The organism is Pseudomonas sp. EU05-FHT14B02, assembly GCF_058791055.1.
On sequence record NZ_JBYTDD010000016.1, the window covers coordinates 87,722 to 113,305 of the forward strand.

The window sequence follows — 25,584 nt, forward strand, 5'->3', positions numbered from 1 at the left end:
GAGGTTGTGTCGACGGACAGACACGTCCTTCATGGATGAGGGATATGGATATCGCAGGACGCGATTCATCAGGACGATGAAAAGGAATACAGGGAATAGGGAAAAAATGTGGGCGGGTCAAACCGCCCCTTTTTTTGCCCGCTGAAAAGCAAAAAGGCCCTTGTGGGGCCTTTTTCGCGAACGCGGGGGTAATCAGCGTTCGAGGTCTGCGATCTTGCCTGGCTTGCCGTCCCATTCTGCGGAATCGGGCATTGGATCTTTGCGTTCGGTGATGTTTGGCCAGATATCGGCCAATTCAGCGTTCAGCTCAATGAAGTTTTCCATGCCGGCCGGAACTTCATCTTCAGAGAAGATAGCCACGGCAGGGCATTCAGGTTCGCACAGCGCGCAATCGATGCACTCATCCGGGTGGATCACCAGGAAATTCGGGCCTTCGTAAAAGCAGTCCACCGGACAGACTTCTACGCAGTCGGTGTACTTGCACTTGATGCAGTTGTCGGTGACGACGAAGGTCATTTCTAATTTTCTCCTCAGGCGCGGCTTGCTGCGCCCCTTCTCGTAGGGGTCGCCAGGTTCGGGAGCGATAGTCTGCTGGCCAGGCTATTAGCCAGCAGCATCCCAAACCGCGCGAGATTCTAACAGCTTGCAAGCCGCTGCGTTAGATCCGTGTCTTTAGTGTATAGAGCATTTCGAGAGCACGACGTGGCGTCATGTCATCCAGATCGAGCTTGGCCAGGTCATCCAGCACCGGGTGCGGCAGGCTGGCGAACAGGTCACTTTGTTGCGGCGCGACCGGTTTGCCTTTGGCCGGTGCCGGTGTTTCGTGGGGTAGGGCGGTGTCTTCCAGGCGGCTCAGATGCTCGCGAGCACGGGTGATGACCTCGCTCGGTACGCCAGCCAGCTGCGCTACGGCCAGGCCATAACTCTGGCTGGCCGGCCCGGGCAGCACGTGGTGCAGGAATACGATGCGTTCATTGTGCTCGGTGGCATTGAGGTGCACGTTGGCCACCAACGGCTGGGCTTCCGGCAGGACGGTCAGTTCAAAGTAGTGGGTGGCGAACAGCGTGTAGGCACGCAGATGCGCCAGGCGCTCGGCCGCCGCCCATGCCAGGGACAGACCGTCGAAGGTGCTGGTGCCGCGTCCGACTTCGTCCATCAACACCAGGCTGCGCTCGGTGGCGTTGTGCAGGATGTTCGCGGTTTCGCTCATTTCCACCATGAAGGTCGAACGCCCGCCGGCCAGGTCATCGCTGGAGCCGATCCGGGTGAAGATGCGGTCGACCAGCGACAGTTCGCAACTGGCCGCTGGTACGAAGCTGCCGATGTGCGCCAGGAGCACAATCAATGCGGTCTGACGCATGTAGGTGGATTTACCGCCCATGTTCGGCCCCGTGATCACCAGCATGCGGGTGTTGTCGTCCAGGCTCAGGTCGTTGGCCACGAACGGCGTGGTCAGCACTTGTTCGACCACCGGGTGACGACCCTGGCTGATGCGCATGCACGGCTCGCTGACGAAGCGCGGGCAGTTCAGGTCGAGGTTCAGTGCACGTTCGGCCAGGTTGCTCAAGACGTCCAGCTCGGCCAAGGCGCCGGCGGTGTCCTGCAAAGGTGGCAGCTGGCTGATCAGATCTTCGAGCAACGCTTCGTACAGCATCTTTTCGCGGGCCAGGGCACGACTCTTGGCTGACAGCGCCTTGTCTTCGAATGCCTTGAGTTCCGGCGTAATAAAGCGCTCGGCGCCTTTGAGCGTCTGGCGGCGAATATAGTCGGCTGGTGCCGATTCCGCCTGCTTGCTTGGCAGCTCGATGAAGTAACCGTGGATGCGGTTATAACCAACCTTCAGGTGCGACAGGCCGGTGCGGGCCTTTTCCCGTGCCTCGAGGTCGATCAGGAACTGTCCGGCGTTTTCACTCAGCGACTGCAATTCGTCGAGTTCGCTGTCGTAGCCGGTTTTTAGCACGCCTCCATCGCGAATGACCGCGGGCGGGTTGTCGATGATGGCTTTTTCCAGCAGTGCCGCCAGTTCCGGGTAGGTGCTGGTGATGGTGGCGAGTTGCTGGAGGTGTGGGGCTTCGAGCTCCGTCATTGCCACTTGTAGTTCGGGCAGTGCGCCGAGGGCGTCACGCAAGCGGGCGAGGTCGCGGGGGCGGGCATTACGCAGGCCGATCCGCGCAAGAATCCGCTCGATGTCGCCGATTTCCTTGAGCTGCGGTTGCAGTCTTTCGAAGCGATAACTGTCGAGCAGGCAAGTGATCGAGCTCTGGCGTGCCAACAGCACCGTCAAGTCGCGCAATGGGCGATTCAGCCAGCGGGTCAGCAGGCGGCTGCCCATGGCTGTCTGGCAACGGTCCACCACCGATTGCAGGGTGTTGTCGCGGCCCCCGGCCAGGTTGGTGTCGAGCTCCAGGTTGCGACGGCTGGCGCCATCGAGCACCACGGTGTCGTCCAGGCGTTCATGACGCAGACTGCGCAAGTGGGGCAGGGCGGTGCGCTGGGTTTCCTTGGCGTAGGCCAGCAGGCAACCGGCGGCACCGATCGCCAGGGTCAGGTTTTCGCAGCCAAAGCCCTTGAGGTCCTGGGTCGAGAATTGCTGGCACAGGCTTTTGAGCGCCGAATCGCGCTCGAAATCCCACGGTGCACGGCGACGTACGCCGCGGCGTTTTTCCGCCGGCAAATCCTTGGGCCAGTCATCCGGGATCAGTAACTCCACAGGGTTGACCCGCTCCAGTTCCGCCAGCAGGTTTTCCCAGCCCTTGATTTCCAGCACGCTGAAGTTGCCGCTGGTGATGTCCAGTACCGCCAGGCCGAACAGGCGCTCATCGCCCAGGACAGCAGCGATCAGGTTGTCCCTGCGCTCGTCGAGCAGCGCCTCGTCACTCACCGTCCCCGGCGTGATGATGCGTACCACCTGCCGCTCCACCGGCCCTTTGCTGGTGGCCGGGTCACCGACCTGCTCGCAGATCACCACCGATTCGCCAAGCTTCACCAGTTTTGCCAGATAACCTTCGGCGGCATGGTAAGGAATCCCGCACATCGGAATCGCCTGGCCGGCCGACTGCCCGCGGGCCGTCAGGGTGATGTCCAACAACTTGGCGGCCTTCTTCGCGTCTTCATAGAAGATCTCGTAGAAGTCGCCCATGCGGTAGAACATCAGCTGGTCCGGGTGCTGGTTTTTCAGGCGCCAGTACTGCTGCATCATCGGGGTGTGGGAGGACAGGTCGGAGACGGCTTTATTCATCGGATTGTCAGGAAGCTCGTTGAAAGAGGTAGGGCAAAAGCAGGGCAACGGCCGGGCTTTTCCGCGATGGGCGCAAGGTTACCATGGGCAGTCTGCCCGACGCAGGCGCCACGGCCGGGTGACATCCTTTACGATGCAGAAATCATGTTATGCATCGATTATGCAAATCGGCATTGTCTTCTTCGAAAAGTGCAAGCACTATGCGCATTATGCAAAAGCGCAACGTATCTACTGTATTAAGGGCATTGCTCGATCAGCACGGGATCTCCCCCTCGGAGCTTCACCGGCGCACCGGCGTGCCTCAATCCACGCTCTCGCGCATTCTCAGCGGGAAGATCGTCGATCCATCGGATAAACATATTTCGAAGATTGCCGAGTATTTCGCCTTGAGCACCGACCAGTTGCGTGGCCGCGCGGACGTCTCGTCTGCCGCCAATGCCGGGCGCGCTCCTTTGCATTCGGAACTCAAGGATATAAGTCTGTGGGACGACGATACCCCTGTCGATGACGACGAGGTGTCGGTCCCCTTTCTTCGCGAGGTTGAATTGGCTGCGGGATCAGGAAGGTTCGTTATCGAGGAGAGCGAGCGCTCTAGCCTGCGCTTCGGCAAGCGGAGCCTGCGCCATAACGGCGTGCAGTTCGACCAGGCCAAATGCGTGACAGTGCGGGGCAACAGCATGTTGCCGGTGCTGCGCGACGGCGCCACGGTCGGTGTCAATGCCGGCAAGTGCGGCATTGGCGATATCGTTGACGGCGACCTTTATGCAATCAATCACAACGGTCAATTGCGGGTGAAGCAACTCTATCGCCTGCCGACCGGGATTCGCTTGCGCAGCTTCAACCGTGACGAGCATCCGGACGAAGATTACACCTTTCAGGAGATCCAGGAGGAGCCGATTGTTATCCTCGGACATGTCTTCTGGTGGGGTATGTACGCCCGCTAACACTCATCCGTTTAGATAAAACCCGCTTCCCGAGCGGTTTTTTTTTCGTGTGCTGAAAAGCATTGGACATACTTTATCGATGCGTTTGTGCATTGACTGATTATGCATAAATGCATACTGTTGCTGCCTGACTATTAAAGAATGTGCTGTGATCTCTCGCTCAAGGAGGCATGAAATGACCGCTGAGCAATATGCGTTGCTGGACATGCCTCTGTGGCTGCTCATCGGCCTGCCAATACTTGGTGGCGTTACCGGTGAAATGTGGCGTGCGGAAAAAGAGGGCGTTCGTGGCTGGCCCCTTGTCCGGCGCCTGAGTCTTCGGTCTGGATCCAGCATGATCTGCGGTGCTTCGGTCATCATGCTGCTTCACGCTGCCAATGTTTCCATCTGGGCCGCTTGTGCGGGTGGTTGTTTAGCGGCGATGGCCGGGACAGACGTCGTTCTGGGGCTGTATGAGCATTGGCTGGCCAAGCGCATGGGTATCGGCCATTCCCCCTCCGGTGACGTGGAAGATTGATTCTCCGACAGGCCTTTTCCAGAGCCTCCGGTTCTTTACATTTTGATCGTTCCTGTCGCTTGCAAGTGCGGTCTGCTCGTGTACGGTTAACCCATCCCGCCCTATCAGGAGATGACCGTGAACGAAATCACCCAGCTCGCCGCCGAACTCGGCAGACGCCTGCAGGTTCTCAATGCCCACGTCACCACGGCGGAGTCCTGCACCGGCGGCGGCATCGCCGAGGCAATCACCCGTATCCCCGGGAGTTCGGCCTGGTTTGAGGCCGGTTATGTCACCTATTCCAACCGGCAGAAAACCCTGCAACTGGATGTGCCGGTGGAGTTGTTCACCACCGTGGGTGCGGTCAGCCGCGAGGTGGTCGAGGCGATGGTCCGGGGGGCGCAGAAGAAAAACAGCGCGTATTTCTCCGTGGCGGTCAGTGGCATCGCCGGCCCGGATGGTGGAACGGCGAACAAGCCGGTTGGCACGGTATGGCTGGCCTGGGGCGTTGGAGACCAGGTGTTCTGTGAGCAGCAGCACTTCCCGGGTAATCGCGATGACGTCCGCCGACAAACGGTGAAGGCCGCGCTAGAGGGGCTGCTGCGCTATGCCGCGGCAGAAATCTCAAATCAGGGGTAGGCGATCCGGAAACGCTGTGGAATAATACTGGCTACTTATACAGGTGTTGGCCGTCAGGCCTTATTGATTACGTGAGGACTTTAATGGACGACAACAAGAAGAAAGCCTTGGCTGCGGCCCTGGGTCAGATCGAACGTCAATTCGGCAAGGGTGCCGTAATGCGTATGGGCGATCAGGACCGTCAGGCGATCCCGGCCATTTCCACTGGCTCTCTGGGGCTGGACATCGCTCTCGGCATTGGCGGTCTGCCAAAAGGCCGTATTGTTGAAATCTACGGTCCTGAATCTTCCGGTAAAACCACGCTGACCTTGTCCGTGATCGCCCAGGCTCAAAAAGCCGGTGCGACCTGCGCATTCGTCGACGCCGAACACGCCCTCGACCCTGAGTACGCCGGCAAGCTGGGCGTCAACGTCGACGATCTGCTGGTTTCCCAGCCGGATACCGGCGAGCAGGCCCTGGAAATCACCGACATGCTGGTGCGTTCCAATGCGGTTGACGTGATCATCGTCGACTCCGTGGCCGCCCTGGTGCCAAAGGCTGAAATCGAAGGCGAAATGGGTGACATGCACGTGGGCCTGCAGGCCCGTCTGATGTCCCAGGCACTGCGTAAAATCACCGGTAACATCAAGAACGCCAACTGCCTGGTGATCTTCATCAACCAGATCCGTATGAAAATCGGCGTGATGTTCGGTAGCCCGGAAACCACCACCGGTGGTAACGCACTGAAGTTCTACGCATCGGTTCGTCTGGACATCCGTCGTACGGGTGCGGTTAAAGAAGGTGATGAGGTCGTTGGTAGCGAAACCCGTGTCAAGGTTGTGAAGAACAAGGTGGCTTCGCCGTTCCGTCAGGCCGAGTTCCAGATTCTTTACGGCAAGGGCATCTACCTCAACGGTGAGATGATCGACCTGGGTGTTCTGCACGGTTTTGTTGAGAAATCCGGCGCCTGGTATGCCTATGAAGGCACCAAGATCGGTCAGGGCAAGGCCAACTCGGCGAAGTTCCTGGCAGACAATCCGGAAGTCGCGGCAAAGCTGGAGAAGCAACTGCGTGACAAGCTGCTGTCGCCTGCATCGGTTGCGGATGCCAAAGCTTCTGCGGTCAAAGAGACCGAAGACGACCTGGCTGACGCTGATATCTGATCGAAGCGATGACTGCCGTACTCGATACACTCGTCGCGGTGCGGCGAACCGCAATGGACCTGCTCGCAAGACGCGAGCACGGTCGTGTCGAGCTGACGCGTAAACTGCGTCAGCGCGGCGCTCTCCCTGAAATGATCGAAACAGCACTCGACCGGTTGACTGAGGAAGGGTTGTTGTCCGAAACCCGTTACCTCGAAAGTTTCGTTTCCTACCGCGCCCGTTCCGGTTATGGCCCTTTACGCATTCGTGAAGAGTTGGGCCAGCGTGGCCTGCAACGCACCGATATTGAACTCGCCCTGCGTGAGAGCGGTATCGATTGGCAGGAGCAATTGATCGATACCTGGCGACGCAAGTTCTCCGGGCAATTGCCGGCAGACGCCAGGGAGCGAGCCAAGCAAGGCAGGTTCCTGGCGTATCGGGGATACCCCATGGAAATGATCAACCGCCTGTTCAGCGGTCGAGGGATGGACGATTGAACTGAAACGGCCCGCTATTTAGATGACGGGCCGTTTTTTATGCCTCACGAAACCTTTGACGGCTCCCGCGTGCGTTGTTGTACCAGGAGTTTTGATTGTGCCCAGTTTTCCGACAGGTTGATGTAGTCAACCAGCTCGCGCAGGCGACCATGATTGCGGGCGTTGAAGTTGAAGACCAGCCGCGTCAGATGGCTGAATTCGGCTTCGTCGTGTTCTGCGCCGTTGTAGGCATGCTGATAGAAATGATCGTTCAGACACAGGTCGGCGAAAGCCGTCTGTATGTGTTCGAGTGCGCTGTCGCTGAGTGCGTGATTCATACGAATCAGGAACTGGTGCTTGAGCCAGCGACTGGAGTGGAAGTTGCTGTAGAACTGGTTGATGTGCTCTACCGCTTCTTCGACGTGGTAGACCAGTTTCACCAGCTTCATGTCAGTGGGCAGGATGTAGTGGTTTTCCTCCAGTTGCTTGTGAATGAAGTCCAGCGCGCCTTGCCAGAATTTGCCGCCCGGCGTGTCGAGCAGCACCACTGGCACCAACGGGCTCTTGCCGGTCTGGATCAGCGTCAGTACTTCCAGCGCCTCATCCAGTGTACCGAAGCCACCCGGGCACAGTACCAGGGCGTCGGCTTCCTTGACGAAGAACAGCTTGCGGGTGAAGAAGAAGTGGAAGGGCAGCAGGTTGGTCGTGCCCTCGACAGTGGGGTTGGGATGCTGTTCGAAGGGCAGCGTGATGTTGAACCCCAGGCTGTGTGTCAGGCCGGCACCTTCATGGGCGGCGGCCATGATGCCGCCACCAGCACCAGTGATCACCATCATGTTCGAACGCGCCAGAGCGGTGCCGAGTTCCCGGGCCATGCTGTAGAGCGGGTGTTCCATGGGGGTACGGGCCGAGCCGAAGACAGTGACCTTGCGCCGCCCCTTGAATTGTTCGAGCACGCGGAAAGCCTGTTCCAGTTCGCGCAGGGCTTGCAGGGTTATTTTGGCATTCCAGCGGTTGTGGTCTTCCTGGGCCATGCGTAGCACGGTCAGGATCATGTCGCGGTAGATCGGGGTGTTCGGGCTGTTGGGGGAAATCAGCTTGAGCTGTTCTTCGACCTTGCTGATGAGGTCGTGGCCGCTTTCTTCAAAATGACGGCTCAGGAGGTCATTCGGTTGGTAAGGCATTCAACTTCTCCTTCTGCACAGAACCCTCGGCCCGACACCGTGCGTCGGTGCCACGACACTTCATGTGTCGTTGTCTGCCCCGGCCCATGCCTGGGCGATCTACTTGACCCGAAAGGCATCGGATCATCCAAACAGGCTCTGTTTTCCCTTGGATGAAAGAAACGTTCGCATAACACGACGAGTGACGGCCAGCCCCTTTCCAAGCCTGAAAAAGTGAAAGTGGATACCTTGAAATCTAGACCTTCACAGTGATTTGCGCTGCCTTGATCATTGCGCCTCAAAGTCTTTCCTGGCAACCGCTTATTGACGATTTGCAAGGTGCGTTCACCGCTCGTCTGAACGCACGTCGCGTGTGCTGCACTCTGATTTACTAAGTTGCAGGTGCGACACGACAACTTTGCGTCAACGGCAAGGCGCGCAATACAAGCGGTTCAAGGATTTTTTGCTCAAACATGAGTGAAGTGCAAGGAGGCGGGAAACCATGGCCAGAGTCGTTCTGGAAATCGATACGCAACTGTATCGATTGCTGAAGTCATCGGCCGAGACCCATCATTTGAGTCTCGAAGAGGAGTGCTGCCGACGCTTGCGCGGTGGCGAGCGTCGTTCGCATTACTTGCAGGCGCTGCTGGCGGAACTGCGCGCCGAAGATGAACAGCGGCGCGCCAACTCCAGGTGATTACTTTTTCTTCTTGGCCGGTTGCAGGCAATCCGATTCCTGGAAGCTTGCGGAACCGACCGGGCGGTTGGTCTTCACCTCAGTGAAGTCGTAACGCATGATCGCGCCCTTGGCCATCAGCTTGCGAAACCCTTCGTTCCGGCAGACTGAGGCTCCCAACTGGAAGTAAACCGCTTTTGGATCTGCGCGCATCTTGTCGGCGTGGCTGCTCTGCACGCTCAGATGGTTGATCAGCTGTTTGCCGTCAACGGTGTAGCCTTGATCGAGAATGTCTTCGTTGATCGCTCGAGGAGTGCCGACGCTGCTTTGGGTGGCGACGTTTTGCAGCATTTTGTTCAGTTCCGTGTCTTTCAGGGATGCAGCCTGGGCATTGAAGGACGACGCCAGCAAAATGGCCGCGGTAGGAACGATAAGGCGCAGCATGAAACTCTCCTGGTTCAGTGATGCGGGGTTTGACCCGTCACGTGACTGTGCGTTCAGTGGCGGCGAATTATAGGGGAGGCTAGCTGGACGGTACAGGCTTGCGCCGGGCGGTCTGGTAAACTGCTGGCACTTTTTACCCTGTCGAGTGTTTTTCGTGTCGATTTCCCTTCTCTGTGGGCGTTGCCCGCGATGAGTCATAACCCCGCGCGCTTTGCCTTGAATGCCGTAGCCCGCTTGCGCGATCAACGCGAAGAGGAGGGCATCAAGCCGATTCAGGCCCGCGGCTGGCGTGCGCCGCGCTGCCGTGACTGCCGAGTGATCGAGAGTCACTGTCTGTGTGCATGGCGTCCGCAGGTCGCTACCCGCTCCGGCGTCTGCCTGATCATGACCAACAAGGAGGTGTTCAAACCGAGCAACACCGGTTGGCTGATTGCCGACGTGGTGCCTGACAACCATGCCTTCATCTGGTCCCGTACCGAGATTGATCCGAAGTTGCTGGCGCTGTTGTCCGATCCGCAATGGCAGCCTTACCTGGTGTTTCCGGGTGAGTACGTCGAACCTGAGCGCGTGACAAACAGCGTGGACGTCGATAGCACGAAGCGCCCGCTTTTCATTCTGTTGGATGCGACCTGGACTGAAGCGCGAAAGATCTTTCGCAAGAGCCCCTATTTCGACCGACTGCCGATCCTCAGCCTGTTGCCAGAGAAACTCTCCCGATACCGCTTGCGCCGCTCGACCCGCAGCGAGCATCTGTGTACGGCGGAAGTGGCGGCGCTATGCCTCGACCTTGCAGGTGATGTCGCCGCGGCATCGGCGCTGGATGCCTACTTTGATGTGTTCAGCCAGCATTATCTCGATGCCAAACATCAGTTGGATATGAACGTTTCGACCCCTGCGCACGCCGAATTGTTGCCCTATGTTCAGGTGGTCACCCCATTGATGGACTGATTGTCGCGCATACTGCAATAAAGTGTACCGGCCATGCTGCTTGACCACCCCGGTTTCGCTGGGCATGCTTGGCGCCGATTAGGGTGCGACCGGAGTTTTCGGCGCCGTTTTTTGCGCTGAGCGTGCCTTGTCAGTGCAGCTCCGTGGCTGTGCCTTGAGGTGCTTTGGCGAGGTCCGAATGCATCGGGCGTCCCATGAAAAACAGGATCATTTGAAAAATGGCCACATACGAAATCCTGATTGCCGATGACCACCCACTTTTTCGTAGTGCCTTGCATCAAGCACTGACCCTGGGCCTTGGCCCGGATGTCCGTCTGGTGGAAGTGGCGAGCATCGCCGAACTGGAAGCCCGCCTGACGGAAAAGTCCGACTGGGATCTGGTGCTGCTGGACCTGAACATGCCGGGGGCCTACGGTTTTTCCGGGCTGGTCCTGCTGCGGGGGCAGTACCCGCAGATTCCGGTGGTCATGGTCTCGGCCCAGGAAGAACCGACCATCATGGTCAAGTCTCGTGAGTTCGGCGCCAGTGGCTTCATTCCCAAATCCAGCGACTTGAGTGTGATCCAGAAAGCTGTGCGGACAGTCCTCGACGGCGACGTCTTCTGGCCGCCACAGGCGTTCGAAGCGGTCAGCGTCTCGGATGAAGCCAAGGCGGCCAGCGAAGGGCTTGCCAGCCTCACCCCGCAGCAATTCCGGGTGCTGACCATGGTCTGCGAAGGCTTGCTGAACAAGCAAATTGCCTACGAATTGAGTGTTTCCGAGGCGACTATCAAGGCGCACGTGACCGCGATTTTCCGTAAACTGAATGTGCGGACCCGGACCCAGGCCGCGCTGCTCTTGCAACAACTTGAGTCAATTTCCAGCCATTAAAGGCTGGCAAATTCACGCTTTTTTGACTTTGGTTGAACTAGCTTTCCCACTTCTTTTTTGCCAGTTGCCCACTCTATGTCACCTTTCAAAGGCCAGACCGGCCTGAAACGTATTCTCAATGCTTCCGGTTATTCGCTGGACGGCCTGCGCGCAGCCTTCACCGGTGAAGCTGCCTTTCGGCAATTGGTATTGCTCAACGTTATCCTGATCCCTTTGTCGTTCTTCCTGAATGTCAGCCGGGTCGAACAGGCATTGTTGATCGCGGTATGCTTGTTGGCGTTGATCGTCGAATTGCTCAACTCGGCGGTGGAAGCGGCCATCGACCGCATTTCCCTTGAACGGCACCCGCTGTCCAAGAATGCCAAGGACATGGGTAGTGCCGCCCAGGCCGTGGCATTGAGCATGATTGCCCTGGTGTGGGCGGTGATTCTGCTCTAAGCGATCGTCGGCAGCACAATCTCGTCGCTGCGCTGAACCCCGGCGGTGAAGGCGCGGCACAGATCGAGGAACTCGCGCATCGCCGAAGTCTGATATTTCTGTTTATGCCAGATGAAATAAAACTGTCGCGCCAGATCCAGATCCGTCGTCTCGACAGGCACCAGACTGCCGCGGCGAAATGCGTCGCGCAAAGCCAGCCTGGAAATGCAGCCAATCCCCAAACCAGACTCCACCGCCCGTTTGATCGCTTCGGTGTGCTCAAGCTCGAGACGGATGTTTAACGAAGCGCGGTGATGGCGCATGGCTTGATCGAAGGTCAACCGCGTGCCCGAGCCCTGTTCGCGCAAGATCCAGGCTTCGTGGCTCAACTCCTCCATGGTGGCAGTGCCACGCTTGGCCAACGGATGCTGAGGGGCGCAAAACACCACCAGTTCGTCCTCGACCCAGCTTTGCACTTCGATGTCCGGATGACTGCAGTCGCCTTCGATTAGACCCAGATCAATTTCATAGTGGGCCACTTGCTGCACGATATTGGCAGTGTTCTGCACATGCAGCTTCACCTGGCTTTCCGGGTGGCGCTGCATGAAGCTGCCGATCAACAATGTGGCCAGGTAATTGCCGATGGTCAGGGTCGCACCCACGGCCAGCGAGCCGAAACCGGACTTGCCGTTGAGCAGGTCCTCGATTTCCTTGGCCTGATCCAGTAGCGCCACTGCTTGTGGCAACAGTTGCTTGCCTAGGGCGTTCAGGCTCAACCGTTTGCCGGCACGGTCGAACAACTGGCAGCTGCACTGGCGCTCCAGTTCGGTGATCGAGGTGCTCGCCGCCGATTGCGAGAGGTTGAGCAGGCCCGCGGCACGGGACACACTTTCCTGTTGGGCGACGGCGACGAATACTTGAAGTTGACGGAGAGTAAATCGCATATCGATATAACCGATAACCCTTATCTTAATAATCCATTTAACAGATATTGTCGCTGCCTTTAGAATGCGATGCAATTGCGCAGAGCCAGCTTTCTTTGCAGGGCAGGCGCCGAACACGCGCAGACCAATCTCCAGGAGTCCCACGTACATGAGCAACATGAACCACGAGCGTGTCCTCAGTGTTCACCACTGGAACGACACTCTGTTCAGCTTCAAGTGCACCCGTGATCCGGGCCTGCGCTTCGAGAACGGTCAGTTCGTGATGATCGGCCTGCAACAGCCCAACGGCCGCCCGCTTATGCGCGCTTACTCGATTGCCAGCCCGAACTGGGAAGAGCATCTCGAGTTCTTCAGCATCAAGGTGCCTGATGGTCCGCTGACTTCGCAGTTGCAGCATCTGAAGGAAGGCGACGAGATCATCATCAGCAAGAAGCCTACCGGCACGCTGGTACTGGATGACCTCAAGCCTGGCAAACATTTGTACCTGCTCAGCACCGGCACCGGTCTGGCGCCGTTCATGAGTGTCATCCAGGACCCGGAAACCTACGAGCGTTTCGAAAAAGTGATCCTGTGCCACGGCGTTCGTTACGTCAACGAAGTCGCTTACCGCGAGTTCATCACCGAGCACCTGCCGCAGAACGAGTTCTTCGGTGACGCGCTGCGTGACAAGTTGATCTACTACCCGACCGTGACCCGTGAGCCGTTCGAGAACGAAGGTCGCCTGACCGACCTGATGCGCAGCGGCAAGCTGTTCAGCGACATCGGTCTGCCACCGATCAACCCGCAGGACGACCGCGCCATGTTGTGCGGCAGCCCGAGCATGCTCGACGAGACCAGCGAAGTGCTGAACAGCTTCGGCCTGAAGGTTTCGCCGCGGATGCGAGAGCCGGGTGATTACCTGATCGAGCGAGCGTTCGTCGAGAAGTGACCGCAGCTCACGTTGTAGGAGCGAGCCCGCTCGCGATGGTCGTTAACGATAACGCGGGAAGCCTGGCACCCCGCGGCGTCCTCAGGTTTTTCGCGAGCATGCTCGCTCCTACAGATACAGAAGATTTGCAGCGCATCTAAAAAGCCCGCATGGCCTGAGAAGGTCATGCGGGCTTTTTCGTTTCCGGGTTTATTTAACCGGGATAACTTCCAGGACCCGGATCACGTTTGTTTCCGGGTAGTGCCAACGCACATCCAGATCCCAGAATTGAGCGCCATATTCCCGCTCGGGCGCAGGCGTTTGATAGGCCGGGCGTGGATCCTGCGCCAAACATTGCTCGATCAACTCAACCAAAGGCTCTTGCAGACGCTGAGCATGCTCGTGAGCCTGTTGCAACGCTGCTTCCGTCCACTGCACGGGAATCAGCTGCGGCGCGGCGCTAGCGATGCTGTTGGCGGCTGTAGTGATGATGTCTGCATAGGGTACGTAGGGTTTGATATCGAGAATCGGCGTGCCATCCAGCAGATCGATGCCCGAGATCCACAAACGGTTGGCTTCGACCTTGTCCAGTTTCACCACTGACTGCCCGATGCCATTGGGGCGATGGGTTGCGCGGGTGGCAAACACGCCCATGGATTTGTTGCCGCCGAGGCGAGGAGGGCGCACCTTCAAGCGTGGCTTTTCCTCCAGCGCTTGATGGAACAGGAACAGCAACCACACGTGGCTGACCTGCTCCAGGCCCTGAACCGCGTCCCCTTGATCGAACGGTGCCACCAGTTCCAGCACCCCACGGGCGGCCGGGGCCAGCTGCGGCTGGCGCGGAATGGCGAACTTCTCCTTGAAGCAGGAGTGCACGAAGCCGATGGGGGAAACGCTGTAGGTCATGGTTTGAGGTCGAGGCGGGGGAAGAGGCGGGCATGATAACCCGGTCAACCGTTGCTTAGGCGATGGCCGCACCACTGATCTACAGGCTGAACCCACCATCCAGCGGAATGATATTCCCGGTCATATAAGCCCCGGCAGTACTTGCCAGGCTTATCGCCAGCGCCGCCATCTCTTCCTCGCGGCCCCAACGCTTCATCGGGATCAACGCCGTATCCTGCGCCAGCGCGTGTTCATCATTGCCGATGTGCTGGGTCATCTTGCTCGGAAACCGCCCAGGGGCGATCACGTTGACGTTGATGTGCTGGCTCACCAGTTCGCGCGCCAGAATCCTCGACAGTTGGTGCAACGCCGCCTTGCTCGGCCCGTACGCATACGCCTGCTCGCCGAAGGAGGAAATCCCTGCCACCGATCCTATGTTGATGATCCGCGCCGGATTCGCTTCGGAACCGGCCTTGCGCAGCAGGGGCAGGAACTGCTGGATGCAGTTGAACACCGACGTCACGTTGAGCTGCATGACTTTTTCCCAGCCCTTGATCGGGTAGCTCTCCAACGGTGCGCCCCAGGTGGTGCCGGCATTGTTCACCAGGATGTCCAGATGAGTGATCTGCTCGCCCAGGCGTGTGGCCAGTTGCAGGACGCCCTCTTCGGTGGCGAGGTTGGCCGCCATGGCGTGGCAGCGTCCAAGCGCTCCGAGATCGTCAGCGGTTTGTTGGCAGGCTTCGACGTCGCGGGCGCAGACGTATACGGTGGCGCCCGCCTCGACGTAGGCCTTGGCGATCATCTTGCCGATACCACGGGTGCCGCCGGTCACCAGGGCGGTGCGGCCTTGCAGGGAAAAGTAGGGATGCATGGCGAATCCTGAGAGCTGAGGTCTTTACACCCTAGCCGTCAGCCGCCAGAAGCAGAGCCACTATTTTTGCGCGGAATAGGGAGGCATTCGGTCCTGTAGGAGCTGGCTTGCCAGCGAAGGATGAGAGACCGCCGCGTTCATCCAGTCAGCACGCGTTATCGTTTGCGACCATCGCTGGCAAGCCAGCTCCTACAGAAAACAGATGTGTATCGAGCTTACTGCGGACGCACTCGCAGGGTCAGGCCCTTGAGGAAATTGCGCAGCAGCTGGTCGCCGCATGGGCGATAGTTGGTGTGACCGAACTTTCGAAACAGTGCGCTCAGCTCAGGTTTGGACACCGGGAACTCGGCAGCCTTGAGGATCGCGTGCATGTCGTCTTCTTTCAGCTCGAACGCCACCCGCAGCTTTTTCAGGATGATGTTATTGGTCACCGGCACTTCGATCGGCTGCGGCGGGCGGCTTTCGTCCTTGCCGCGCTTGAAGATCACCAGGCCGTCGAGGAAGTGCGCCATGACTTCGTCCGGGCAGCGTACGAAACCTTCCTCGTCTTCCTCTTTCTTGTCGAGGTAGGTCAACAGATCCGGCAGGGTCACGTCCAGGCCGCCGAGCTTGATGATCTCGATGACTTTCTTGTCGCTGATGTCGAGCATGTAGCGCACGCTGCGCAGTACGTCGTTATGAATCATGTGTGCAGTCCTGATATTCAGCTGTGGGCGTCGCGGCCAGGCGCGGCGCCGAAATGGATGGCGGCGAGAAAAGCCTTAGAACTTCTCTTTGCCGGACAGATAGCGCCATTGCCCCACCGGCACTTTGCCGATGGACACGCCACCGATGCGAATACGGCGGATACCGACGACCTTGAGGCCGACCGCCTGGCAGAGCAGGGCGATGATGCCCGGCTGCGGGTTCTTCATGGCAAAGCGCAGACGGTTCTCGTTCTGCCAGCTGGCCTTGACCGCCGGCAACTCCTTGCCCTTGTAGGTCAGACCGTGGTTCAGGCGGTTCAGGCCGTGGGCCACCATCTCGCCTTCAACCTCGACCACATACTCTTGCTCGATCTTGCTGGAGTCAGCGGTGAGTTTGCGCAGGATTTTCCAGTCCTGGGTGAACACCAGCAGCCCGCTGGCGTTGGCCTGCAGGTCGGTGCTGGCGGTCAGGCGCAGAAAGTGCCCGCGCAATGGGCGCTTGCCGTAGCGGTGCTCTTCGCTCAGGGTCTCGGCGCCGAGGGTGGCCAAGGCGGTGTCTGCGTCCATGCCGGCGGGCACATTGAGCAGCAGGGTCACCGGTTCCGGCGCAGTGGCCTTGGCCTCTGGATCAAGCTCGACTTTCTGGGTGTCGACCTTGAATTGCGGCTCGTCGATGACCACACCGTCGACGGTGACCCAGCCGCCCTCGATGAACAGCTCAGCCTCCCGACGGGAACAGCCGACGAGTTCGATGAGGCGTTTGGAGAGACGAATCGGGTCAGTCATGTCAGGGCCGTAACAAAAAGGGGGTGGGCATTGTACCTGCCTGGCGCCGGTTAATCCCGGTTCCATTTACGCGCAGTGCTTTTTGTAGGAGCTGGCTTGCCAGCGATGGATTCAAGAGCACCGCGTTCTTCTGAAATAGCGCGTTATCGTTCACCACCATCGCTGCGATGCGGCGACCCGACAAGCCAGCTCCTACAGATGTCCGTGTTGTATCAGCCATGTTGGGAGTGTTTCTGGGCCCGGCGCAAACGCATGTGCAACAACGGATACGGCTGGCCCATGCCATCGACCTCCGAACGACCGATGACCTCGAAACCTTGCTTGAAGTAAAAGCCGAGGGCTTGCGGGTTCTGTTCGTTGACGTCCAGTTCGTCGGCGTTCAGGTGTTCCAGGGCATAGTGCAACAATTTCTTGCCCAGACCCTGGCCGCGATGGTTGGGGTCGATGAAGAGCATTTCGATCTTGCCGGCCGCGACGCCGGCGAACCCGGTGATGCGCTGGTTCGAATCCTTGGTGCAGATCAGCATCACCGCATCGAGGTAGCGGGTCAGCACCAGGTTCTTCAGCAGTTCGATGTAGCTGTCTGGCAGAAAGTCGTGGGTGGCGCGTACCGAGGCCTCCCAGACCCGGGTCAATTCTTCGTAGTCGCCGAGTTTCGGCGTGTGGATGACCGAATGCTGACGCATGCCCGTCTGCCTCTTATGCAGTGGTTGATAGGAATCCTTCCATGTGCAAACGATAGCCGTAAAAAAGCCCCGCATCTCGTCAAGAGAGCGGGGCTTTGCGCATTTTTTGCGATTAGATCTGTTCAGCCCACAGGTCGTATTCGTCGGCGTCGGTCACTTTGCACCAGACCTTGTCGCCCGGCTTGAGGTTGCTGCCGTTGTCGATGAATACGTTGCCGTCGATTTCCGGGGCATCGAAGAAGCAGCGGCCGACCGCGCCTTGCTCGTCGACTTCATCGACCAGCACTTCGATCTCACGGCCGATGCGCATTTGCAGACGCGCCGAGCTGATGGCCTGCTGGTGCGCCATGAAGCGCTCCCAGCGGTCCTGCTTGATGTCGTCCGGGACGACTTCCAGGTCCAGGTCATTGGCCGGTGCGCCTTCAACCGGCGAGTACTGGAAGCAGCCGACGCGGTCGAGCTGGGCTTCAGTCAGCCAGTTCAGCAGGTACTGGAAGTCTTCTTCGGTCTCGCCCGGGAAGCCGACGATAAAGGTCGAGCGGATGATCAGGTCCGGGCAGATTTCGCGCCAGTTCTTGATCCGCGCCAGGGTCTTGTCTTCGAAGGCCGGGCGTTTCATCGACTTGAGCACTTTCGGGCTGGCGTGCTGGAACGGGATGTCCAGGTACGGCAGGATCTTGCCGGCGGCCATCAGCGGGATCAGCTCGTCAACGTGCGGGTACGGGTAAACGTAGTGCAGGCGAACCCAGACGCCGAGGGTGCTCAGGGCTTCGCAGAGTTCGGTCATGCGGGTTTTCACCGGCGCGCCGTTCCAGAAACCGGTGCGGTATTTCACGTCGACGCCGTAGGCGCTGGTGTCCTGGGAGATTACCAACAGCTCTTTGACGCCGGACTTGACCAGACGCTGGGCCTCGTCGAGCACATCACCCACCGGGCGGCTGACCAGTTTGCCGCGCATCGACGGGATGATGCAGAAGCTGCAGCTGTGGTTGCAGCCTTCGGAAATCTTCAGGTAGGCGTAGTGGCGCGGGGTCAGCTTGATGCCTTGTGGCGGCACGAGGTCGATCAGCGGGTTGTGGTCCTGGCGCGGCGGCACGACTTCGTGCACGGCATTGACCACTTGCTCGTACTGCTGCGGGCCGGTCACCGCCAGCACGCTCGGGTGTACGTTGCGAATGTTGCCTTCTTCGACGCCCATGCAGCCGGTCACGATGACCTTGCCGTTTTCCTTGATGGCTTCGCCAATCACTTCCAGGGACTCGGCCTTGGCCGAATCGATGAAGCCGCAAGTGTTGACTACCACGACATCGGCGTCCTGGTAGGTGGACACCACGTCATAGCCTTCCATGCGCAGCTGGGTAAGGATGCGCTCGGAGTCGACCAGTGCTTTGGGGCAACCCAGGGATACGAAGCCAACCTTTGGATTGGCCGGCGCAGGAGTGGTGGACATGTCTAACCTCGGTGTTTTGTGACGCCGTTTGCCGGGCAGGGCAAAACCGACGGACGGGCGCTTGAACTGCGCCTCTGATCAAAAAGTGCGCAATTCTAGCGGTGAGTCGTTCACTTGACCAGCTTTATGCGGGGAAATACGACGAGTGCTGCGCTATGCTTCGCGCCGTTAGGCTTTACAGATTTTTTACTGTCAACAAAACGTCTGTAACGTGAAGTAAAACAGCGCATGCTGCACGACAAAGCATAGTGCTTCTTTCAAAGAAGCCCGAGTCTGGGTAGGAGTGGTGGATGGGTCAGGCAAGTAGTCAGACTGCGGGCGCCGAGCATACGGCGGTTAAGCCAATCGGTATGCTGGTCGCGGCAGTCGGGGTGGTTTATGGCGATATCGGCACCAGTCCGTTGTACACCCTTAAAGAAGTGTTTTCCGGAGGCTATGGCGTGCCGGTCAACCATGACGGGGTGCTGGGGATTCTGGCGCTCATTTTCTGGTCGTTGATCTGGGTCGTGTCGATCAAGTACATGATGTTTGTAATGCGCGCCGACAACCAGGGCGAAGGCGGGATCATGGCCTTGACCGCACTGGCCCGGCGGGCGGCGGCGGGGCACGCGAAACTGCGCACGTTGCTGGTGGTCTGCGGACTGATTGGTACTGCGTTGTTCTATGGCGACAGCATGATCACCCCGGCGATCTCTGTGCTGTCGGCAATTGAAGGCCTGGGGCTGGCATTCGAGGGCGTCGATCATTGGGTGGTGCCACTGTCGCTGGTGGTGCTGGTCGCGCTGTTTCTGATTCAGAGTCATGGTACCGCGCGGATCGGCATTCTGTTCGGGCCGATCATGGTTACCTGGTTCCTCGTGCTGGGTGCATTGGGCGTGTATGGCATCAGCCAGCACCCGGAAGTCCTGGAAGCGATGAACCCGATATGGGGCGTACGTTTCTTCATGGACCATCCGGGCATGGGCGTGACGATTCTCGGCGCCGTGGTGCTGGCATTGACCGGTGCCGAAGCGCTGTACGCGGACATGGGCCACTTCGGCCGCAAGCCGATTGCACGTGCGTGGTTCATCCTTGTACTGCCGGCGTTGGTGCTGAACTACTTCGGCCAGGGCGCCTTGCTGCTGGGTGACCCGGAAGCTGCCCGTAACCCCTTCTACCTGCTCGCACCGAGCTGGGCATTGATTCCGTTGGTCGGCCTGTCGACCCTGGCTACGGTGATTGCCTCGCAAGCGGTGATTTCCGGTGCGTTCTCCCTGACCCGTCAGGCGATCCAGCTCGGTTACATTCCGCGCATGCACATCCGGCACACCTCCAGCGCCGAACAGGGCCAGATCTACATCGCCGCGGTGAACTGGGCGCTGATGGTCGGTGTGGTGCTGTTGGTGTTGGGTTTCGAATCCTCCGGAGCCCTCGCTTCGGCCTATGGCGTGGCGGTGACCGGGACCATGCTGATGACCAGCATTCTGGTGTCCGCGGTGATCCTGCTGCTGTGGAAATGGCCACCGGTGCTTGTGGTCCCGATCCTGCTGGGTTTCCTGTTGGTAGATGGTGTGTACTTCGCCGCCAACGTGCCGAAAATCATTCAGGGCGGTGCATTCCCGGTGATCGCGGGTTTCGCGCTGTTTGTGCTGATGACTACCTGGAAGCGTGGCAAGCAGTTGCTGGTCGAGCGTATCGATGAGGGTGGATTGCCGCTGCCGATCTTCATCAGCAGCATTGCCGTACAACCACCCCATCGTGTTCAGGGCACCGCCGTGTTCCTGACGGCACGGCCGGACGCCGTGCCCCACGCGCTGTTGCACAACCTGCTGCATAACCAGGTACTGCACGAGCAAGTGGTGCTGCTGACGGTGGTGTACGAAGACATCCCGCGGGTGCCGCCGAATCGGCGCTTCGAGGTCGACTCCTATGGCGAGGGGTTCTTCCGGGTCATCCTGCATTTCGGCTTCATCGATGAGCCGGATGTGCCGCAGGCGCTGAAGCTGTGTCATCTCGATGAGCTGGACTTCAGCCCTATGCGCACCACGTACTTCCTCAGTCGCGAAACGGTCATCGCCTCCAAGCTCGAAGGCATGTCGCGCTGGCGTGAGGCGCTGTTTGCGTTCATGTTGCAGAACGCCAACGGCAACCTGCGTTTCTTCAATCTGCCGCTGAACCGGGTGATTGAGTTGGGGACGCAGGTCGAAATGTAAACCTGATCCTGTAGGAGCGAGCTTGCTCGCGAAAAACCTGAGTTCACCTCGGGCATTCAGGTAGCCAGCGTTATCGTTGACGTCCATCGCGAGCAGGCTCGCTCCTACAGGGATTTGTGGTGTTGAATGAAAAAGCCCCCGTTACCTTGCGGCAGCGGGGGCTTTTTTGTGGGGCGCAGATCACTCTTGAGCTTCTGCTTCTTTGGCTTGACGCTTCTCGATCACATCGACCAAACGCTTGGCCAGTGCCGGGTAGTTCTCGTCGAAGTGGTGGCCGCCAGGCAGCTTGATGGCTTCGCCCACCGCCGTCTTGTCGGTGCAGCCGCTCTCGTCGGTTTCTTCTTCGCCGTAGATGCACACCACTTTGGCAGCTGGCAGCTGGGCCATTTCCGGGCCGGTGGCGGCTTCCTTGCCGGCGTTGCCGAGCCAGCCTTCGACTTCGATCTCGAAGCTGCCGGTACGGGCGAAGGCCAGCAGGATGATCGCGTCGACGCGCTGCTGTTCCGATTCGGCCAGGCGGTTGTAGATCGCCGGCAGGACATCGGCGCCGAACGAGTAACCCGTCAGGATGAAGCGCTTGGTGCCCCATTTCTGCCGGTAGTGTTGCATCAGTTCCGCCAGGTCCAGCGCGCTTTGCTCCGGGCTCTTGTGCTGCCAGTAGTAGCGCAGGGTGTCGATGCCGACCACCGGGTAGCCTATCTTGGCCATCTCGCCCGCCACGTCGCGGTCGAGGTCGCGCCAGCCGCCGTCGCCGGACAGGAACAGGGTCACGGTGTCACTGGCCTGGCCCGCTGGCACTTCGACCACCGGGATCTGCAGGCCGCCAGCGGCTTTGTCGCCACCGACGAGGATCTTGCGCAGTTCGTTGTTCAGCACTTGCGGCAGGTTGATGTCGTAGTCGCTGATGCTGGTTTCGGCGTTCGGTTGATCACGCACGAAGCCGGCACTGGTGTCGTCCGGGTTGTCGTTCCACGCGACCAGCCAGTGACCGTGGGCCGCGCTTTTGGGCAGCAGGTGAGTGCAGCCGCCCTTTTCCAGGGCCAGGTCGACCGAGACGGCCTGGGCCTTGTCGTCCTTTTGCTCGGACAACCAGCGCCAGGCCAGCACGGCACCCGGGCCGATACCGCTGACCAGGGTCGCCGGGCCTTTAAGTTCGCGCAGGCCCGATTGCAGGGCGCGGCTTTGCAGCAGGCAATCCTTGGGCAGGATCACCTGGACAATTTGCGCCGAACCACTGCGGCTCAGGGTCATCAATTGCTTGTCGCTGAGTTTCTGGTCTTCGTTGACCGCCACCAGCACCTGGGCGCGTGGTGTTGTGCCTGGGATGACACGGGTCATCGCCGCACCATCGGCCGGGTTGAGCAATTCGAGGGTCGGTTCCGGTGCCGGGCGTTTCAGGTACCAGAAACCGCCACCGAGAATCAGGGCCACTATCACCAGTGTGCCCAATACATACCGCAAGGAGCGTTGAATCATCAGCGTTTCACCAATCCGGTCAAGCCACCCGCGATCAGGGCAGCAGTGTCGGCCAGCGCAACCAGCGGATCGAGTCCGGCGGGCACGGCCATATAACGGGGTTCCCAATCAGGCTGGAACTTGTCTTTGAAGCGGCGCAAGCCTTGGAAGTTGTACAGCTGCTCACCACGGCGGAATACCATCGAGCCAAGGCGCTGGGTCAAGGGTGCGCCGCGACGGGGTTGCAACCCCGACAACGGCACCATGCCCAGGCTGAAACGCGCGTATCCATGATTTTTATAATGTTGAATCAGGCCGACCATCATGAACTCCATGGTCAGCTTCGGCGCATCCGGGTGCGCGCGCATCAGGTCGAGGCTGGCCAGGTCATGGCCGTAGGTCTCGAGCAAGTTGGCGAACGCCACCGGGCGTCCTTCGAAACGAATCACCGCGATGCGAAAATACTTGAGGTAGTCATCGCTGAAGCGACCCAGTGAAAAACCTTTCTCCCGGACATTCTTGCCGGTCAGCCAGGCATCGGAAATTACCTTGAGCTCATCCATCGGCGCCTGGCCGGGTTCATGGATTTCCAGGGACAGGCCGTCGCGGGTGCCACGGTTCCAGGTGTAGCGCAGGTCCTTCATCTCTTTGCCCTTGGCTTCGAGATCAAAACGCTTGAGGTCGACCCGGGCTTCTTCGCCGAGCTTGATCGCGGTCAGGCCGATGTCCATGTAGTACGGCAGGTTCTCTGCACGCACTTGATAGAACACGGGGCGGGCGTGGTGGATGTCGCAAAGGTCGCGGAACTGCCAGATCATTTCCGCCCGTTGCTGGCCCGGGCCGATCGGGTCATACAACGCCACCAGGCTGCGACCACGGCGGGCGTACATCAGGAAAGCCTCGTCGTTGGGATGGAACAGCAGCGCCTTGTCGCCGGTCAGGGCCAGGCCGCCATCCGGTTGGGCCGATGCCATGAGGATCTTGCTGGCGCGATCCAGTTCGTCGGGTGTGGGCAGGTGAATGACCGGGCGCGCGGTGCGCAGCAGCCAGGTCAGGGACACCACCACCAGCAGCACGGCAGCCCCGAGCAGCGAGCGCAGGCCGCGAGGGGCATCGGCGTCCAGAGTGAACTGCCACCAGAGCTGGTGGCTGTACGGAACGTCCTGATAGGCGAACAGCAGCAACCAGATCGACGCACCGAGCACGCACAGGCTGGCCACCAGGTACAGCGGCGAGAACGGTACTTCGGTCAGGCGGCTGGGGCGATAGAACGAGCGGCGGAATACCCCGAGCAGGCTCGCCGTCAGCACCATCAGGCTGGCTTCTTCCCAGTCGAAGCCTTTGAGCAGTGAGAGCAGGGCGCCGACCAGTAACAGAATGGTGGTCAGCATCCACGCGGCCGACAACCGGCGACGCAGCCCCTGGGCCAGCAACAGGCAAAGTACGCCGACCAGGCTGGCGCCAAAGTGCGAAGCATCGACCAGTCGATGGGGGATCAGAAAACCGATGTGTTCCAGGCGCGTATCGATTTCCGGGGTGACGCCGGAGAACAGCAGGACAACACCGGACAGGAACACCAGCACCGCCAGTATCGGAGCCGCCAGACCCGAGGCCGCGCGCAACGTCTGGCGTGTCTGGAACAGGCGCTGGCCTTCGTTGATCAGCAGCAACAGGCAGGCCACCAGCAAGGGCAGGACTACGTAGATCAAGCGATAGAGAAGCAGGGCGGCCGCCAGTGGCGCAGCACCCAGGGTGTCGGAAAATGCCGCCAGCAAAATGGCCTCGAACACCCCGACACCGCCCGGCACATGGCTGAGCACGCCGGCAGCCAGCGCCAGCAGGTAAACCAGAAGGAACGCACCGAAGGGCGGTGTTTCCGGCAGCAGTAGATAGAGCACAGTCGCGGCAGCGGCTACGTCCAGGGCGGTGATGATCAATTGCAGGACGGTCAGGCGACGCTCGGGCAGACGCAAGGTGCGGCGCCCCACCTTGACCAGCAGGCTGTCCGGGTAAGGCTGTTCTGGCAGCCGTCGACGGTAGATACCGATGGCTAGCACCGAAAACAGCACGAGCACGGCAGTCGCCACCATGCCCAGCAACGTCTCGGAGAGTCCCAGGGCGGAGGACGCCGCGGGCAGGTCGCTGAGTGTCGCCATGGCAGCCAGCGGCGGCAGGGCGCAACCCAGCGAGAGGCTGGCGAACAAAGTCATGCGGGCGACTTCTGCCGCTCCCAGGCCATGACGGGCATAGAGGCGATAGCGAACCGAGCCTCCCGACAGCATTGAAAGACCGATGGCGTTGCCGATGGCAAAGGCCGTGAAACCGCCCAGAGCCAGCGTGCGCGGTGCCAGGCTTACCCCGGCATAGCGGCTGGCTGACCATTCGTAGCCGAGCAGAATGATGAAGCCCACCACAGTTGCAGCCAGTGCGCCCATCAAGGCAGGTTTCGGAACGTCGAGGATCGAGTCGTGCAGGGCGTTAAGGTCGAGTTCGCTCAACAGGTGGCGACAGGCAATCAGCGCGATCGCGAACAGCAGCAGGGTGACCGCCAGGCCAATGGGTTGACGGTATTTGCTCAATCGATCAAGCAGGCGCAGGCGCTCGGCATTGATCGGTTGTGTCGCTGTGACAGTGTCTTGTGGATCAGACGAGTTGGCGCGCATCAATCACCTCTTGGATCGTGCGCGACAGGATGGAGGTATCCAGCCAAGTTACCAATCCCTGTAGAAAAAAATAATCACAAATTGTAACGCCTATCACCCGGCAGCAGGGATGGCGCCGTATCAGTCGTGGAGGCTTCAGCCTGTGATAGAGCATAGTCTGAACCCGGTGCATGGGTGACCCCCAAGCGGCTTGCTACACAGTGACAGGTCATTGTTGCGAAAGGACTTTTTCAACAGATACAAAAAAGGCCACTCTTTCGAGTAGCCTTTTTTGATGTTTGGTTGCGGGAGCCGGATTTGAACCGACGACCTTCGGGTTATGAGCCCGACGAGCTACCAGACTGCTCCATCCCGCGTCTGTGTGGCGGCATTCTATAGAGATGCGCCGGTGTGTCAACCGTTAATCCTGAAGCAGGTCAAATAAATGTTGAATCGCGGCAAACGGTCGCAGGGATGGCCTAAGTTTTGGAATCAGAACGATTTCCGGTTTCGGTTTCGTTGAGCGTCCAGGCCTTGTTTCGGCGTTCGCTGCTACAAAACGAGCGCACACAAAAAAGGCCACTCTTTCGAGTAGCCTTTTTTGATGTTTGGTTGCGGGAGCCGGATTTGAACCGACGACCTTCGGGTT

Annotated in this window: 25 protein-coding genes and 1 tRNA gene; 11 read left to right on the forward strand and 15 right to left on the reverse strand. The window is 59.4% G+C overall.

Annotated elements, in window-relative coordinates:
• Positions 1-192 precede the first annotated feature (192 nt).
• Both fdxA and mutS read right to left on the reverse strand, forming a co-directional pair.
• Positions 193-516 carry a ferredoxin FdxA gene (gene fdxA, locus AC3WTM_RS16235; RefSeq protein ID WP_007970729.1) on the reverse strand — a complete coding sequence of 108 codons (324 nt, stop codon included), beginning with the start codon at positions 514-516 and terminating at the stop codon, positions 193-195.
• Positions 517-658: 142 nt separating this feature from the next.
• Positions 659-3,238: a DNA mismatch repair protein MutS gene (mutS, locus tag AC3WTM_RS16240; RefSeq protein ID WP_102669843.1), complete on the reverse strand. Its 2,580-nt coding sequence runs from the start codon at positions 3,236-3,238 to the stop codon at positions 659-661.
• 209 nt (positions 3,239-3,447) lie between these two features.
• On the opposite strand from mutS, the gene AC3WTM_RS16245 reads away from it, so the two are divergent.
• The 5 genes from AC3WTM_RS16245 to recX all read left to right on the forward strand — a co-directional run bounded on the left by AC3WTM_RS16245 (position 3,448) and on the right by recX (position 6,935).
• Complete coding sequence (locus AC3WTM_RS16245; RefSeq protein WP_102669886.1) at positions 3,448-4,182, forward strand: LexA family transcriptional regulator; 735 nt, start codon at positions 3,448-3,450, stop codon at positions 4,180-4,182.
• A gap of 175 nt (positions 4,183-4,357) precedes the next feature.
• Positions 4,358-4,699 (forward strand): phage holin family protein, encoded by a 342-nt coding sequence (locus AC3WTM_RS16250; protein ID WP_102669844.1) that lies wholly within the window; start codon positions 4,358-4,360, stop codon positions 4,697-4,699.
• Positions 4,700-4,816: 117 nt separating this feature from the next.
• Positions 4,817-5,317 (forward strand): CinA family protein, encoded by a 501-nt coding sequence (locus tag AC3WTM_RS16255; RefSeq protein WP_095943939.1) that lies wholly within the window; start codon positions 4,817-4,819, stop codon positions 5,315-5,317.
• Between the two features lie 83 nt (positions 5,318-5,400).
• Positions 5,401-6,459, forward strand: a complete 1,059-nt coding sequence (gene recA / locus AC3WTM_RS16260) for a recombinase RecA (protein WP_007996915.1) — start codon at positions 5,401-5,403, stop codon at positions 6,457-6,459.
• Positions 6,460-6,467: 8 nt separating this feature from the next.
• Complete coding sequence (recX, locus tag AC3WTM_RS16265; RefSeq protein WP_102669845.1) at positions 6,468-6,935, forward strand: recombination regulator RecX; 468 nt, start codon at positions 6,468-6,470, stop codon at positions 6,933-6,935.
• 44 nt (positions 6,936-6,979) lie between these two features.
• On the opposite strand, the gene AC3WTM_RS16270 is transcribed toward recX, so the two are convergent.
• A complete protein-coding gene (locus tag AC3WTM_RS16270; RefSeq protein ID WP_102669846.1) occupies positions 6,980-8,098 on the reverse strand; it encodes an LOG family protein in 1,119 nt (372 codons plus the stop codon).
• 481 nt (positions 8,099-8,579) lie between these two features.
• Between AC3WTM_RS16270 and AC3WTM_RS16275 the strand changes: the two genes are divergently transcribed.
• Positions 8,580-8,774: a hypothetical protein gene (locus AC3WTM_RS16275; RefSeq protein WP_057716151.1), complete on the forward strand. Its 195-nt coding sequence runs from the start codon at positions 8,580-8,582 to the stop codon at positions 8,772-8,774.
• On the opposite strand, the gene AC3WTM_RS16280 is transcribed toward AC3WTM_RS16275, so the two are convergent.
• Complete coding sequence (locus tag AC3WTM_RS16280; RefSeq protein ID WP_057716150.1) at positions 8,775-9,197, reverse strand: PA3611 family quorum-sensing-regulated virulence factor; 423 nt, start codon at positions 9,195-9,197, stop codon at positions 8,775-8,777.
• 189 nt (positions 9,198-9,386) lie between these two features.
• Between AC3WTM_RS16280 and AC3WTM_RS16285 the strand changes: the two genes are divergently transcribed.
• From AC3WTM_RS16285 to AC3WTM_RS16295, 3 genes are all read left to right on the forward strand, one after another.
• The gene (locus AC3WTM_RS16285; RefSeq protein ID WP_102669847.1) at positions 9,387-10,145 is read left to right on the forward strand and encodes a tRNA-uridine aminocarboxypropyltransferase; all 759 of its coding nucleotides are present in this window, start codon (positions 9,387-9,389) and stop codon (positions 10,143-10,145) included.
• 218 nt (positions 10,146-10,363) lie between these two features.
• On the forward strand, positions 10,364-11,014 hold the full coding sequence (gene erdR / locus AC3WTM_RS16290) for a response regulator transcription factor ErdR (RefSeq protein WP_102669848.1): 651 nt from the start codon (positions 10,364-10,366) through the stop codon (positions 11,012-11,014).
• Positions 11,015-11,089: 75 nt separating this feature from the next.
• A complete protein-coding gene (locus AC3WTM_RS16295; RefSeq protein WP_057716147.1) occupies positions 11,090-11,452 on the forward strand; it encodes a diacylglycerol kinase in 363 nt (120 codons plus the stop codon).
• Here the strand turns inward: AC3WTM_RS16295 and AC3WTM_RS16300 are convergent.
• On the reverse strand, positions 11,449-12,375 hold the full coding sequence (locus AC3WTM_RS16300) for a LysR family transcriptional regulator (RefSeq protein WP_102669849.1): 927 nt from the start codon (positions 12,373-12,375) through the stop codon (positions 11,449-11,451). The two genes, AC3WTM_RS16295 and AC3WTM_RS16300, sit on opposite strands and share 4 nt — an antisense overlap.
• 148 nt (positions 12,376-12,523) lie before the next feature.
• On the opposite strand from AC3WTM_RS16300, the gene fpr reads away from it, so the two are divergent.
• A complete protein-coding gene (gene fpr / locus AC3WTM_RS16305) occupies positions 12,524-13,303 on the forward strand; it encodes a ferredoxin-NADP reductase (RefSeq protein ID WP_008054100.1) in 780 nt (259 codons plus the stop codon).
• Positions 13,304-13,492: 189 nt separating this feature from the next.
• Here fpr and tsaA read toward each other — a convergent pair whose 3' ends face one another.
• The 6 genes from tsaA to rimO form a co-directional block, all read right to left on the reverse strand.
• Positions 13,493-14,188, reverse strand: coding sequence for a tRNA (N6-threonylcarbamoyladenosine(37)-N6)-methyltransferase TrmO (gene tsaA, locus AC3WTM_RS16310; RefSeq protein ID WP_102669850.1), 696 nt, complete (start codon positions 14,186-14,188; stop codon positions 13,493-13,495).
• A 79-nt stretch (positions 14,189-14,267) separates the two neighbouring features.
• Positions 14,268-15,038, reverse strand: a complete 771-nt coding sequence (locus AC3WTM_RS16315) for an SDR family oxidoreductase (protein WP_102669851.1) — start codon at positions 15,036-15,038, stop codon at positions 14,268-14,270.
• Between the two features lie 215 nt (positions 15,039-15,253).
• Positions 15,254-15,724, reverse strand: coding sequence for a YehS family protein (locus AC3WTM_RS16320; protein WP_046041186.1), 471 nt, complete (start codon positions 15,722-15,724; stop codon positions 15,254-15,256).
• Between the two features lie 75 nt (positions 15,725-15,799).
• Positions 15,800-16,510: an rRNA pseudouridine synthase gene (locus AC3WTM_RS16325; protein WP_057716144.1), complete on the reverse strand. Its 711-nt coding sequence runs from the start codon at positions 16,508-16,510 to the stop codon at positions 15,800-15,802.
• Positions 16,511-16,722: 212 nt separating this feature from the next.
• Positions 16,723-17,196 carry a GNAT family N-acetyltransferase gene (locus AC3WTM_RS16330; protein ID WP_102669852.1) on the reverse strand — a complete coding sequence of 158 codons (474 nt, stop codon included), beginning with the start codon at positions 17,194-17,196 and terminating at the stop codon, positions 16,723-16,725.
• A gap of 112 nt (positions 17,197-17,308) precedes the next feature.
• Positions 17,309-18,646, reverse strand: coding sequence for a 30S ribosomal protein S12 methylthiotransferase RimO (rimO, locus tag AC3WTM_RS16335; protein WP_057716142.1), 1,338 nt, complete (start codon positions 18,644-18,646; stop codon positions 17,309-17,311).
• 290 nt (positions 18,647-18,936) lie between these two features.
• Here rimO and AC3WTM_RS16340 point away from each other — a divergent pair, with 290 nt between their 5' ends.
• Entirely contained in the window at positions 18,937-20,838 is a 1,902-nt protein-coding gene (locus AC3WTM_RS16340) for a potassium transporter Kup (protein WP_102669853.1), read from the forward strand.
• 180 nt (positions 20,839-21,018) lie between these two features.
• Here AC3WTM_RS16340 and AC3WTM_RS16345 read toward each other — a convergent pair whose 3' ends face one another.
• The 4 genes from AC3WTM_RS16345 to AC3WTM_RS16360 all read right to left on the reverse strand — a co-directional run.
• Positions 21,019-22,314 carry a virulence factor family protein gene (locus AC3WTM_RS16345; RefSeq protein WP_102669854.1) on the reverse strand — a complete coding sequence of 432 codons (1,296 nt, stop codon included), beginning with the start codon at positions 22,312-22,314 and terminating at the stop codon, positions 21,019-21,021.
• Positions 22,314-24,956: a bifunctional lysylphosphatidylglycerol flippase/synthetase MprF gene (mprF, locus tag AC3WTM_RS16350; protein ID WP_102669855.1), complete on the reverse strand. Its 2,643-nt coding sequence runs from the start codon at positions 24,954-24,956 to the stop codon at positions 22,314-22,316. The genes AC3WTM_RS16345 and mprF overlap by 1 nt, the downstream gene beginning before the upstream one ends.
• Positions 24,957-25,235: 279 nt before the next feature.
• Positions 25,236-25,312: transfer RNA gene (locus tag AC3WTM_RS16355), tRNA-Met, on the reverse strand.
• Between the two features lie 44 nt (positions 25,313-25,356).
• The coding region (locus AC3WTM_RS16360) for a hypothetical protein (protein ID WP_492587619.1) at positions 25,357-25,584 on the reverse strand (228 nt) is incomplete at its 5' end.